Here is a 12,584-nt window from a genome sequence, read left to right as displayed (position 1 = left end):
TTGGAATCGTTACCCTTCTCATGAATGACTGGATCGTCCACCTGATCGAAGGCGGTGGCTATTGGGGCATCGCGTTCCTGATGGTCATCGAAAACGTGTTTCCGCCAATTCCATCCGAGCTTATCATGGGGCTGGGCGGGATCGCCGTGGCGCGGGGCCGAATGGAATTCTGGCCGCTGATGCTGGCAGGCACTGTCGGATCGACGTTGGGCAACTATTGCTGGTATCTCCTCGGCCGGACGTTGGGCTATCAGAGACTGCGCCCCTTTGTCGGTCGCTTCGGGCGCTGGCTTACCGTCGAATGGGAGGACGTGGAGGCAATTGTCCGGTTCTTTCGTGGGCATGGCCAGTGGGTAGTCTTCGCTGTGCGGTTCGCCCCGTTCATGCGCACGATGATCTCCTTGCCAGCCGGTCTTACGCACATGGGGCATGTACGGTTTCTGCTGTTCACCTTCGCTGGCGCTGCAATCTGGAATGCGATCCTGAGTGGCGCGGGCTATTACCTCGGGCGCAACTTTGGAGAGATCGAGAAGTACACCGGGCCGATCGCAACTGCGACGCTGGTCATCGTGCTTATCGGCTATGTCTGGCGCGTACTTACGTGGAAGCCGCGCGAGCGCTAGGGTTGACTATGCGGCGCCTTGCGGGCTTTGTCTCGAAGCCTGCCGGATTGGCGGTATTATGTAACGCTACGAAATAAAAGGTATTGTCCATGGCAGTGAAGGCGATGTGCATCGTTACGAAAAGCGAGGAAGGGCGGGGCGCCTATGCCGTGCGGATGGACAACGACGAGAATGTCTATTTTCCGCTCAGCGTAACCGAGGCGCTCGAACTCGAGGAATTCGACGAGGTGGAAGCGATCCTGGTGAAGAACGACCGGCCCGAGCCGGCCTGGCGGGCCATTCGTGCAAGATTGCCGGTCATGGACTGAGCAGAACGGAAAAGCCCCCGCAATGCGGGGGCTTTCTGTTTGGGCAGATGGCGGATCAGGCGTCCTTGGCCAGCCACTCTTCCAGCCACTTGATGGTGTAGTCGCCAGAGAGAAAATCAGGCTCGTTCAAAAGGCGCTGGTGAAGCGGAATCGAGGTCTTGGGTCCTTCGATCACCATTTCCTGAAGCGCGCGCTTGAGGCGCATGATGCACCCTTCGCGGGTACGACCGTAGACGATCAGCTTGGCGATCATCGAGTCATAGTACGGCGGGATCTTGTACCCGGCATAGAGCCCGGAATCGACCCGTACGTGCATGCCGCCCGCGGCGTGATAGCTCTTAACCAGGCCGGGCGAAGGGGCAAAGGTGAACGGATCCTCCGCATTGATGCGGCACTCGATCGCGTGCCCCTTGAACTCGATCTCGTCCTGGCTGACCGACAGGGGCTTGCCATCGGCAATGCGGATCTGTTCGCGCACCAGATCGACGCCGGTGATTGCTTCGGTAACCGGATGCTCCACCTGCAGGCGGGTGTTCATCTCGATGAAGTAGAACTCGCCGTTTTCCCACAGGAACTCGATCGTACCCGCACCGCGATAGCCCATGTCAGCCATGGCCTTGGCGACAATGCCGCCCATGCGGTTGCGCTCTTCGGTCGAGATCACCGGCGAGGGCGCTTCTTCAAGCACCTTCTGGTGTCGGCGCTGCAGCGAACAGTCGCGTTCGCCGAGGTGGATGGCATTGCCATTGCCGTCGCCGAAGATCTGGAATTCGATGTGGCGCGGGTTGCCGAGGTACTTCTCGATGTAGACCGTCGCGTCGCCGAAGGCGGCCTTGGCTTCGCTGCCAGCCTGCTGAATCAGGGTTTCAAGCTGTTCAGGGCTGTTGCAGACCTTCATCCCGCGACCGCCGCCGCCCGATGCTGCCTTGATGATGACCGGATAGCCGGCCTTTTCGGCAATGGCCTTGGCTTCCTCGAGATCCGAAACCGCGCCGTCCGAACCCGGCACCAGCGGCAGGCCGAGTGCGCCAGCGGTGCGCTTGGCCTCGATCTTGTCGCCCATCGTGCGGATGTGTTCGGGCTTGGGGCCGATCCAGGTGATGTCGTGGGCTTCGACGATCTCGGCGAACTTGGCATTCTCCGAAAGAAAGCCGTAGCCCGGGTGGATCGCGTCAGCGTGAGTGATCTCGGCTGCCGAAATGATCGCCGCGACGTTAAGGTAGCTATCCTTCGCTGCGGGCGGACCGATGCACACCGCATGATCGGCGAGGCGCACGTGCATCGCGTCGGCATCGGCGGTGGAGTGCACCGCGACCGTCTCAATGCCCATTTCGTGCGCGGCGCGGTGGATGCGCAGCGCGATTTCGCCGCGGTTGGCGATAAGCAGGCGCTTGATGGCCATCAGCGGACCTTTACGCGATCACGACCAGCGGCTGGTCGAATTCGACCGGCTGCGCGTTCTCGACCAGGATCGCCTTTACCACGCCTGCGGCAGGCGCGGTGATCGGGTTCATCACCTTCATCGCTTCGATGATCAGCAGGGTTTCGCCCGCCTTCACGCTCTGGCCGACGGTGACGAAGTTGGCAGCGCCCGGTTCGGCGGCGAGGTAGCAGGTCCCGACCATGGGTGACTTCACGGCGTTGGAATGGTCTTCTGCAGGAGCAGCGGCAGGCGCAGCAGGTGCTGCCGTCGCGGCAGGTGCAGCGACCGGGGCCGGGGCTGCAACCGCAACCTGAGCGACCGGCGCAGCAGTCAGCTGACGGGCTACGCGGATCTTGCGCTCGCCATCCTCGACCTCGATTTCAGACAGCCCGGTTTCGGCAAGAAGCTCTGCCAGTTCGCGTACAAGCTTGCCGTCGATCGCCATGTTTTCGGCCTTGTCGCCGCGTTCGTGACCCATTTGAATTTCCTCGCGGGGTATGAATTCTGACCGCGCGCCATGCCCCCAACGCGATGGACTGGCAAGTGGCAGCGATCAGTGAAAGTGGAAAAACGCCTGTTTCAAAGGCGCGAAACGGCGTCCAATGCCGCAAGGTAGCTGTTTGCGCCGAAGCCGCAGACAGTGCCAAGCGCGGCCATGCCGACATAGGAATGGTGGCGGAAAGCCTCGCGTTTGTGCGGGTTCGACAGGTGAACCTCGATCACCGGCACCTTGATCGACTTGATCGCATCGTGGATCGCCACCGAGGTGTGGGTGTAGGCACCGGCGTTGAGCAGCACGGCCTTTACGCCCTCGGCCTGCGCCTCATGGAGCCAGTCTATCAGATGGCCTTCATGGTTGGACTGGCGCATGTCGATCTCAAGACCCAGTTCACGGCCGCGATCTTCGAGCATGCCGGCGATGTCGTCGAGCGTCTGCGAACCGTAGATTTCCGGTTCGCGCAGGCCGAGCAGGTTGAGGTTGGGGCCATTGAGCACATAGACGGTCGTGCCCTGGCCGGAAGCTTGTGTCATCAGATCCCCCGATCGCGAATGCCTGTCGTGATAGACAATGCGGGCAAAGTCGCAAGGGCAAGAGGGAGGTGATTATCAAAAGCCGGGGGCGATGGGGGGACCCGCAGGTGCCTCGATCGTGTTTTCATATATCGCGCTGTCGGCGGATCCGTCGGTGACTTCATCCGACAGCGAGGGCTCGCCGAAGCTGTCGGTGGTGCCGCTCTCGACAACTGGCGCGGGGTTGCTGGTGGCCGCCATGCTCAACGCTTGCCGCGAGCGCTTGTCGGCCGCGTCTGCCTTCGCCTCCAGCGCTGCGATCCGCGCTTCGAGCTTTTCGTTGTCGGAGGATCCGCAGCCGCCGAGCGCAAGGATCAAGCCAAGCGGAGCAAGGCTGGCCACAAGCGGCGCGCGCCTGCCTGCGGCCAGCAAAGGCATCAAAAAGCGGTCCGACCTCGTTCTCATGCCTGCTTTCATATCAGGCGGAGGTTACCAGAAACTAACCAAGGCGTTGCGCATTCAGCGGTCCGTTCCTCGCGCCTTTCCCCACTGCCGTGCCGCAGTATAGCCAAGGTAGCCGGTGCCGAACAAGGCATAGAGCGGTTCGGGCAAGCCGTTGAGATAGGCGCTCGTCGCGGTCATGATCGCCCGCGCAGCAGCCGGATCGAGCCCGGCCAGCAGGCCCATGGGCAAGGCCCACAGGATCACGGCGTACATCACATAGAGAAAGGCAGGGCGCGCCCGGCGAGTCCACGGATCGTCAGCGCGGGATTCGGCGAGGGTCGCCGAGATGCGCGCCTTCAGCGGCTTCAATTCTCGTGCGCTCTCAAGGCGAAGCAGTTCGAGCTTTGCCTGATCGCGTGAGGCAGCATCGGGGATGATCTTGTCGATAATCGCAGAAACCGATGAAATCAGGGCTTCGGAGTTTGCCATGCTTGCGTCCTTCCAGGTTGCGGGACGCGGGTGCATATAACCACAAGACGCGATGTAGGAAAACGAACACAGCAAAAAGGCCCGCGAGCACAATGCGCTTCGCGGGCCTTTTGAATTGGTCGGGACGAGAGGATTCGAACCTCCGACCCCCACACCCCCAGTGTGATGCGCTACCAGGCTGCGCTACGTCCCGACCGGAAGCGCGCCTATAGGCAGCACTTTTGAGGATGGCAAGCGCGAGATTGGCGAAAGGTTCGGAGGATCGGCTGCGGCGTGCCCAGCCTCTCGGCCAGCGCGTCAGATTGCCTTGCGCAGTTCAAACTGCTAACCGCGCCGCTTGTTCATGCCGGGGCCGGTAAATGCGGGATAACCGCAGTCGGCCCGGTTGTAATCCTTGCCTTGCGATCCCAGAAACGGACCCATGATGCTCAGCACTCTTTCCGCCGCCGCAGCAAATGCCGGCCAGCCGCCTGCCTGGATGACTTTCATGCCGCTGGTGGCGATGGGTTTCATCTTCTGGTTCCTGATCCTGCGGCCGCAGATGCGCCAGCAGAAGGAGCACAAGGCAAAGATCGCAGGCATGAAGAAGGGCGACATGGTCGTCACTGCCGGCGGACTGATCGGCAAGGTGATCAAGCTCGACGATCACTACGTCGAACTGGAACTCGGCCCGAACGTCAAGGTCAAGGCCGTGCGCGCCACAATTGGCGACATCGTGCCGCCTGTCGGCTCTTCGCCTGCGAACGACTGATCTCACTTTCCTGAAGGCTGAACGCCCATGCTCGAATTTCCGCGCTGGAAGGTGATCTGGCTTTGGCTGATAACGCTGGTTTGCGTTGCAGCCGCCATCCCGTCGCTCACTGCAACCATGGGCCTTGGTTGGCCGAGTGCACTGCCCGAGCCCAAGGTCAACCTCGGCCTCGATCTTGCAGGCGGCAGCCACATCCTGCTTGAAGCCGATCCCTCGCAGGTGCGCCAGCAGCGCATCGAAGGCATGGAGGAATCGGTTCGCAACAAGCTGAAGCAGGATGGCAAAGACATCCGCATCAGCGATATTTCCAACCGCGATGGTGCGCTGACTTTCGTTGTCGCCGATGCCTCGCAAGTCGATGCAGTGCGCGAAGCGGTGCTGCCGCTGACCAACGGGGCAGGGCTCACCGGCCAACGTGATTGGGACATAAACGTCGTCGATGGCAACCGCTTCGTCCTGAAGCCGACCGACGCCGGTATCCAGCAGGCCGTTGCCCAAGCGATGGACACGGCGGTCGAAGTCGTGCGCAAGCGCATCGACGCACTCGGCACGAAGGAGCCAACGATCATCCGTTCGGGGCCGACGCGCATCGTCGTGCAGGTTCCTGGCCTGCAGGATCCGCAGGCGCTCAAGAACCTGCTTGGGCAGACCGCCAAGCTCGAGTTCAAGCTCGTCGATACTTCGGCCCTGCCTTCTGACGTGGCGCAAGGCATCGCGCCCCCGGGCAGCGAGATCGTGCCCTTCGTCAGCCCTGCAGAAGGCGGCGGCGTACCGTCGATCGCAGTCAAGCGTCTTGGTGGCATCCGTGGTGATCAGCTGACCAACGCCCAGCAGACAAACAACCAGCAGACTAACGAGCCGGTCGTCAACATCACCTTCAACACCGACGGTGGCGCTAAGTTCGCGAAGTTGACCACGCAGAATGTCGGCAAGCAATTCGCCATCATTCTCGACGGCAAGGTCCTTTCCGCCCCGACGATCAACGAGCCCATCCTTGGCGGCAGCGCGATCATTTCTGGCCGCTTTACCACGGAAAGCGCCAACGCGCTGGCGATCTCGCTGCGTTCGGGCGCGCTGCCAGTGGATCTGAAGGTCGTGGAAGAGCGCACCGTTGGGCCTGACCTTGGTGCGGACTCGATCCGCAAGGGTGTGATCGCGATGGGCGTCGGCACGCTGGCCCTCGCGGTGTTCATTCTCGTCACCTATGGCCGCTTTGGCGTCTACGCGAACCTCGCCGTGATCATCAACGTGATCATGATCCTTGGCATCATGGGCATAATCGGCACCACGCTGACGCTGCCGGGCATCGCCGGCTTCGTGCTGACAATCGGCGCGGCGGTTGACGCCAACGTGCTTATCAACGAGCGCATCCGCGAGGAGCGACACCGCGGCCGCAAGGTCGTCCAGGCGGTGGAGCTTGGCTACAAGGAAGCCAGCCGCGCTATTTTCGATGCGAATATCACCAACGTCATTGCCGCCGTGCTGATGTTCGCCTTCGGCTCGGGACCGGTGAAGGGCTTTGCCGTGGTTCTCATGATCGGCATCGCGACGTCGGTGTTCACCGCCGTCACCCTGACGCGCATGTGGGTCGCACAGTGGCTTCGCCGTGCGCGCCCCACCGACATTGCCCTTTAAGAGGAGGACAGACCGATGAAACTCCTCAAGCTCGTACCCGACAACACCAACATTCACTTCCTCAAGTGGCGTGTGCCGTTCTACGTCATCAGCATCATCCTGATGGCGGCCTCCTGGGGACTGGTGCTAACCAAGGGCCTCAACCTGGGCGTCGATTTCATCGGCGGTCAGATGATCCGCGTGACTTTCGAACGCAGCGCCGAAGCGCCAGTCGGTGAATTGCGCGAAGAAGTCGGCAAGCTTGGCTACGGCGAACCGATCATCCAGCGCTATGGCAAGCCCAACGAAATCTCGATCCGCATGAAGCTGCCGGAAGGCGCAGGCCAGGAAGCGGCTCTTGCCGACAAGATGGCCCGCACCATCACCGCAGACATCAAGAAGAACCATGCCGACGCGCGAATCGACGGCGTCGATTCGGTATCGGGCAAGGTCTCCAAGGAACTGGGCTGGGATGCGTTCAAGGCGCTCGGCCTCGCGTCTCTGGCGGTTGCGGCCTACATCTGGTTGCGGTTCGAATGGCAGTTTGGCGTGGGCGCGCTATTCGCGCTGGTGCACGACGTGACCCTGACGTTAGGCCTCTTTGCCGTCACCGGCATGGAGTTCGACCTGAACATCGTGGCCGCGCTGCTCACGCTTATCGGGTATTCGCTGAACGACACCATTGTCGTTTATGACCGCATCCGCGAGAACATGAAGAAGTATCGCCGGATGCCGATGCCGGAACTGCTCGACCTCTCGGTCAATGAGACGCTGCACCGGACGATCGTGACCTCGCTCTCGATGCTTATCACGCTGGTGGCCTTGCTGCTGCTGGGGCCTGACGTGATCTTCGGCTTCACTGCGGCCATCACGCTCGGCATCTTCGTCGGTACCTACAGTTCGATCTACATGGCGGCGCCCATCCTGATCTGGCTGAAGGTAAACCCGAACAGCTTCGTGCCGACCGAGACGGCACTCGAAAAGCAGGAGCGGATTGCACGCGAAGGCGTTTGATCCCGCGTAGGCAAACCGATTGGCGGCGGCGAAGTCTAACGCTTCGTCGCCGCTTCTTCGTACATGGCGGCGAGCGCACTGGCATTGGCTTCCCAGCTGAACCGTGCGGCGTTTACCGCAACCGCATCCTGCGTCGGGGGTGATTGGAGCAGTTCGCTCACGGCCTCGGCGATGGCTTCAGGTGTGCGCTCCGCGATCCGCCCGGCGCTTACATCGGCCACCACCTCACGCGCGCCGCCGATGTCGGGGATCACGACCGGCGTCCCGCAGGCGAGCGATTCGATCCAGGCATTGGCAAGCCCTTCGCGTTCAGAGGGCAGAACCATGACATCCGCCGCGCAGAGCAAATGCGGAAGGATGTCGTGTTCCACCGAACCCAAGAAGTGGACTCGCGATTCCAGGCCAAGCTGCTGGACCAGCCGCTTCAAACCGGTTTCATCCGCGCCGGTGCCTGCAATGGCGAGCCGGACGTCGTCCGGCAGCAGCTCCATCGCACGGATTGCCAGCGCTTGCCCCTTGATCGCAATCAACGCGCCAACGCACAGCAGCAGACGGCCCTCGGGCCAGATCTGAAGCGACGGCAAAGCTGATACCAACTGTCGCGCTGCTTGGCGCTCGAGCGGGCGGAAGCGCGATCGATCGAGTCCGGTGTAATGAACTCTGATACGGTCAGCGGGCATGCCCAGCGCTATCATGTCGTTTGCCAGCGCTTGGGAAACGGAAAGCAGAAGGGCCGATTGGCGCGCGGCTTCGATCATCTGGTGGCGCGGCCATGACCGCTGCCCCCACAGATGGATGTCCGACCCGCGCGCCTTTATTGCCAGCGGCACTTCAAGCGCGCGCGCGACCTTGGCCGCGGCAGGTCCGTCAGGATAGAAGAACTGCGCATCGATCATGTCGAACGGCCGTTCGGCATGGAGCCGTTTTGCCAGCGGCAGGATCGCGTGGGCAATCAGCGCCGGGTTGATCGGTCCGGATAGACCGGGAATCAGGAGAAAACGCGGGTGATGGATTGTCACCGCGCCCTGTTCCTGAACTTCCGGCACACCTTTGAGCGTGGCGTAGCGCTTCATTGGCACCGGTGGAATGCCGATCGGGTTGACGACCGTCACGTCCCAGTCCCCCCGTTCGGCCAAGGCTTGCATCTGGCGGCTGACGAAGCGGCCGAAGCCGGGACGACCTGTTGCGGGATAAAGCGTGGAGATCGAGAGGAGGCGCTTCACGTCAAAGTTTGCGCACGAGCATTTCGGCGACGCCCAGCCATGCCGGCCGATCGATCACCACCTGTCTCTGGCCAGGACCCGGTGGAAGCAGCGCAACACGTCCGTCGCGCTGATCGATCAAGCGGCCGAAAGCAAAGCGACCGGCAGTGCGTGGAGCAAGGACATCACGGTTGAAGGCGCGGGCGAAGTCCTCCGGATCGATCTGGCGCAACCACACCTGATCGCCTGCGCGATACTCGCCCGCGCTTGCCTCAACCGCCAGCGCGAGGAGGCGGGCAGAACCGTCAAGGGCCACGGGGAGGATGGCATCCATCGGCTTGGCAAGAGCCTCGGCGCCGTTCGGTCCGAGCCGGGCAACGAGGTGGGTAGGGGTATCCTCCTCGGCCTTGACCAGCAATTGCGGCTCAACCCCGAGCGCAGCGCCGATACGGTTCATCCACGTCAGCGACAGGCTGCGCGTGCCGGTTTCAAGCCTGCCGATCGTCTGCGCGGTGGTCGGCGGATCGCAGCGCGCAGCCACATCGGCCAGCGTCATGCCCTTCTGGCGGCGTATATCGCGGATTCGATTGATCATGCGCGCGACCCCTGTTCGTGACCGTCTTAACCGTAACGGTGATTTTTTGCTTACCTACAAATTGCAGGCCGAAGCAAGGGCTTTGCGCGGCGGGACCTCAGCCTTCGACCATCTCCGCCAGTTCCAGCCAGCGCTCTTCAGCGGCGTCCTTTTCGGCCCTGACCTTTTCCAGCGCAGCCATCAAAGCATCGAACTTCCTGGGGTCCTTGGCATAGAGATCGGGATCGGCCAGCTGAGCCTCGCCGCGTGCAATCGCAGCGTCGAGTTCCTCGATCCGCTTGGGCAGCAATTCGTAATCGCGCTGATCCTTGTACGAAAGCTTGCCCTTTTTTGCAGGCTGGACGGGCGCTGCCACTGCCGCTTCTGGCTTGTCCGCCCCTGCAGACCGGGCGACTGGCTTGCCTGCTTGCCTCTGCTTGCGGATCTTCTCCCAATCAGCGTACCCGCCCGCGACGATGTCGACCTTGCCCGAGCCGTCCATTCCCAGCGTGATGGTCACCGTGCGATCGAGGAAGTCACGATCATGGCTGACGATCAGTACCGTGCCGTCGTAGTCCGAGATCACTTCCTGCAAGAGATCGAGCGTTTCGAGGTCGAGGTCATTGGTCGGCTCGTCGAGGACCAGCAGGTTTGAAAAGCGCGCAAACTCGCGTGCCAGCAGCAGGCGCGAACGCTCACCGCCGGAAAGCGTGCCGATGCGTGCTTCGACCAGCCCCGGATCGAACAGGAAGTCCTTGAGATAGCCCTGGATATGCTTGCGGACACCGCGCACGTCGATCCAGTCGCTGCCATCGGCCAGCACGTCGCGCACGCGCTTGTCGGGCGCCATCAGGCTGCGCTGCTGATCGATCATGATCCCCTGCAGCGTCTTGGCAAGGGTGATCGTCCCGCTGTCCGGCTCCAGTTCACCGGTCAGCAGCTTGAGCAAGGTGGTCTTGCCCGCGCCATTCGAGCCGACCACGCCGATGCGGTCCTTGCGCGTGATGCGCAGGGTGAAGTCCTTGACGATGGGGCGATCGCCGAACGACTTGTTGACGTGATCCGCAACGATCACTGCCTTGCTTTTGGCATCGTCACTGGCGATGGCGAGCTTCGCAGTGCCCTGCGGAGAGAGCATGGCTGCTCTTTGCGCGCGCATCTCGTAGAGCTTTTCCAGCCGTCCCATGTTGCGCTTGCGCCGCGCGGTAACCCCCCGCTCGAGCCAGTGCGCCTCGATCTTCAGCTTGGCATCGAGCTTGTCGGCGGCGCGTGCTTCCTCGGCATAGACCTGTTCCATCCACGCCTCGTATCCGCCGAAGCCGATATCCTTCCGGCGCAGCGAGCCACGATCAAGCCAGAGCGTCGCCTTGGTCAGCCGTTCTAGGAAGGTGCGGTCATGGCTGATGACCACGAACGCCCCGCGATAGCGCTGCAGCCAGTCTTCCAGCCAGTCGATCGCGGCAAGATCAAGGTGGTTGGTCGGCTCGTCGAGCAGCAGGAGGTCCGGCTCGCTAGCCAGCGCACGGGCAAGGGCGGCGCGGCGCCGCTCGCCACCGCTGGCGCTATCGGCCTTGCGGTTCATGTCGATGCCGAGCTGCCCGGCAATGGATTCGACTTCGTGACGGGGAGGGGCGTCCTTGCCGGATAGCGCAAAGTCCATCAGCGTATCGAAGCCGGTGAAGAACGGGTCCTGCTCCAGCGTGACGATCTTTGTCCCCGGCTGGATCGAGCGCGTGCCCTTGTCCGCATCCACGTGCCCGCCCAACAGCTTGAGCAGGGTTGTCTTACCTGCGCCATTGCGCCCGATCAGCGCGAGCCGGTCGCGCTGCTGGATATGGATGTCGAGATCCTGAAAGAGCCAGCCATTGCCCTGGACGAGGCCGAGGCCTTCCCAGCTGAGTATCGGTGCCGCCATGGCCTGCCGCTTAGCCGCAGCGTTGCCCTCGCGCAACGCCCGACGCTGAACGATAACGCGGCTTCGCATTCACCGCTTGTTCAATGCCCTCGGCTTATGCATGCGCACATCATGAACCGTGCCATTGCCCTTCTTGCCGCATCACTGGCTCTCCTGCCCGTAACGTCGCACGCCCAGCAGCGGCCCGACGAGCAGAACGAGGCCCGCCGCGACCTTCGCGCCGGCAACGTGCGTTCGCTCCGCGATATCGAACGCCGCGTGCTGCCGACCAAACCGGGAATGCAGTATCTCGGCCCTGAGTACGATCCATCCGCGATGGTCTATCGCCTGAAGTTCATCCGTGATGGCCGGGTCATGTTCGTGGATGTTGACGCCCGCACCGGTCAGGTTCTCGGCGAAAGTCGATGAGAGCCTGTTGGTGAACGGTGGCTTTCGCGCCAGTTCCTTGACCGTTCAGGTTTCGCGCCCCATCTAGCCCTGCAAGTGTTCGCGCCCGTGCGGCGTGCAGTAAGGGGCAAATGATGCGCATTCTGATCGTCGAGGACGAACCCACTCTCGGCAAGCAGCTCAAGAACACGCTCGAACAGAACGGATATGCCGTCGATCTTTCGGTCGATGGCGAAGACGGGCATTTCATGGGCTCTACCGAAGAGTATGACGCCGTCATCCTTGACCTCGGCCTGCCCGAGATCGACGGCCTGACAGTGCTCGGCATGTGGCGCAAGGAGGGGCGCAAGTTCCCCGTCCTCGTTCTCACCGCGCGTGACAGCTGGTCCGACAAGGTTGCCGGGCTCGATGCCGGTGCTGACGATTATCTTGCCAAACCCTTCCAGACCGAGGAACTGATCGCCCGCCTGCGTGCGCTGATCCGCCGCGCCTCCGGCAATTCCTCATCCGAACTCACCGCTGGCGACGTGCGCCTCGATACGCGTTCAGGCCGCGTCACGCTTAACGGCGAACCGGTCAAGCTGACAGCGCAGGAATACAAGCTCCTGTCCTATCTACTCCACCACAAGGGCAAGGTGGTCAGCCGGACCGAACTGATCGAACACATCTACGATCAGGATTTCGACCGCGATTCCAACACGATCGAAGTCTTCGTCACCCGTATCCGCAAGAAGCTGGGCCCCGATGTGATTACCACGATCCGCGGTCTTGGGTACAGCCTCGATGATCCGGCCGAACCCGGTCGTGGGTAATCCGCGCAGGCAATAGG

The 12,584-nt window shown here is 62.1% G+C and carries 15 protein-coding genes and 1 tRNA gene; 7 read left to right on the top strand and 9 right to left on the bottom strand.

The annotated features are described in order from the left end of the window. Positions 1–20: 20 nt before the first annotated feature. Positions 21–623 carry a DedA family protein gene (locus AC3WLM_RS01490; RefSeq protein ID WP_492476387.1) on the top strand — a complete coding sequence of 201 codons (603 nt, stop codon included), beginning with the start codon at positions 21–23 and terminating at the stop codon, positions 621–623. A gap of 83 nt (positions 624–706) precedes the next feature. Further along, positions 707–931 carry a hypothetical protein gene (locus tag AC3WLM_RS01485; protein ID WP_492476386.1) on the top strand — a complete coding sequence of 75 codons (225 nt, stop codon included), beginning with the start codon at positions 707–709 and terminating at the stop codon, positions 929–931. A 55-nt stretch (positions 932–986) separates the two neighbouring features. On the opposite strand, the gene accC is transcribed toward AC3WLM_RS01485, so the two are convergent. From accC to AC3WLM_RS01455, 6 genes are all read right to left on the bottom strand, one after another. After that, the gene (gene accC / locus AC3WLM_RS01480; RefSeq protein WP_492476385.1) at positions 987–2,333 is read right to left on the bottom strand and encodes an acetyl-CoA carboxylase biotin carboxylase subunit; all 1,347 of its coding nucleotides are present in this window, start codon (positions 2,331–2,333) and stop codon (positions 987–989) included. Positions 2,334–2,343: 10 nt separating this feature from the next. After that, positions 2,344–2,832, bottom strand: coding sequence for an acetyl-CoA carboxylase biotin carboxyl carrier protein (gene accB, locus AC3WLM_RS01475; protein WP_039331124.1), 489 nt, complete (start codon positions 2,830–2,832; stop codon positions 2,344–2,346). A gap of 101 nt (positions 2,833–2,933) precedes the next feature. Then, positions 2,934–3,386 carry a type II 3-dehydroquinate dehydratase gene (gene aroQ / locus AC3WLM_RS01470; RefSeq protein ID WP_039331122.1) on the bottom strand — a complete coding sequence of 151 codons (453 nt, stop codon included), beginning with the start codon at positions 3,384–3,386 and terminating at the stop codon, positions 2,934–2,936. A 75-nt stretch (positions 3,387–3,461) separates the two neighbouring features. After that, positions 3,462–3,803, bottom strand: a complete 342-nt coding sequence (locus AC3WLM_RS01465; RefSeq protein ID WP_039331121.1) for a hypothetical protein — start codon at positions 3,801–3,803, stop codon at positions 3,462–3,464. Between the two features lie 81 nt (positions 3,804–3,884). Continuing rightward, entirely contained in the window at positions 3,885–4,298 is a 414-nt protein-coding gene (locus tag AC3WLM_RS01460; RefSeq protein ID WP_039331479.1) for a holin family protein, read from the bottom strand. A 116-nt stretch (positions 4,299–4,414) separates the two neighbouring features. After that, positions 4,415–4,491 (bottom strand) — tRNA-Pro (locus AC3WLM_RS01455). A 228-nt stretch (positions 4,492–4,719) separates the two neighbouring features. On the opposite strand from AC3WLM_RS01455, the gene yajC reads away from it, so the two are divergent. From yajC to secF, 3 genes are read left to right on the top strand one after another with little or no spacing between them, the layout of a single operon-like run. Continuing rightward, positions 4,720–5,049 carry a preprotein translocase subunit YajC gene (yajC, locus tag AC3WLM_RS01450; RefSeq protein ID WP_039331119.1) on the top strand — a complete coding sequence of 110 codons (330 nt, stop codon included), beginning with the start codon at positions 4,720–4,722 and terminating at the stop codon, positions 5,047–5,049. A 27-nt stretch (positions 5,050–5,076) separates the two neighbouring features. After that, complete coding sequence (secD, locus tag AC3WLM_RS01445) at positions 5,077–6,684, top strand: protein translocase subunit SecD (protein ID WP_492476384.1); 1,608 nt, start codon at positions 5,077–5,079, stop codon at positions 6,682–6,684. 15 nt (positions 6,685–6,699) lie between these two features. After that, a complete protein-coding gene (gene secF, locus AC3WLM_RS01440; RefSeq protein ID WP_039331115.1) occupies positions 6,700–7,677 on the top strand; it encodes a protein translocase subunit SecF in 978 nt (325 codons plus the stop codon). A 35-nt stretch (positions 7,678–7,712) separates the two neighbouring features. Here secF and AC3WLM_RS01435 read toward each other — a convergent pair whose 3' ends face one another. The 3 genes from AC3WLM_RS01435 to AC3WLM_RS01425 form a co-directional block, all read right to left on the bottom strand. Then, a complete protein-coding gene (locus tag AC3WLM_RS01435) occupies positions 7,713–8,900 on the bottom strand; it encodes a glycosyltransferase (protein ID WP_492476383.1) in 1,188 nt (395 codons plus the stop codon). 1 nt (position 8,901) lies between these two features. Next, on the bottom strand, positions 8,902–9,474 hold the full coding sequence (locus AC3WLM_RS01430; RefSeq protein ID WP_039331111.1) for a helix-turn-helix domain-containing protein: 573 nt from the start codon (positions 9,472–9,474) through the stop codon (positions 8,902–8,904). Positions 9,475–9,571: 97 nt separating this feature from the next. Then, positions 9,572–11,368 carry an ABC-F family ATP-binding cassette domain-containing protein gene (locus AC3WLM_RS01425; protein ID WP_492476382.1) on the bottom strand — a complete coding sequence of 599 codons (1,797 nt, stop codon included), beginning with the start codon at positions 11,366–11,368 and terminating at the stop codon, positions 9,572–9,574. Between the two features lie 111 nt (positions 11,369–11,479). On the opposite strand from AC3WLM_RS01425, the gene AC3WLM_RS01420 reads away from it, so the two are divergent. Further along, positions 11,480–11,776: a PepSY domain-containing protein gene (locus AC3WLM_RS01420; RefSeq protein ID WP_039331477.1), complete on the top strand. Its 297-nt coding sequence runs from the start codon at positions 11,480–11,482 to the stop codon at positions 11,774–11,776. A gap of 113 nt (positions 11,777–11,889) precedes the next feature. Then, positions 11,890–12,567 (top strand): response regulator transcription factor, encoded by a 678-nt coding sequence (locus tag AC3WLM_RS01415; RefSeq protein WP_039331476.1) that lies wholly within the window; start codon positions 11,890–11,892, stop codon positions 12,565–12,567. The last annotated feature ends 17 nt before the right edge of the window (positions 12,568–12,584 follow it).

Source organism: Novosphingobium sp. FW305-C-30-35 (assembly GCF_058783135.1).
The sequence above is the reverse complement of the archived record's forward strand: the minus strand, read 5'-3'. Positions and strand labels throughout refer to the sequence as shown.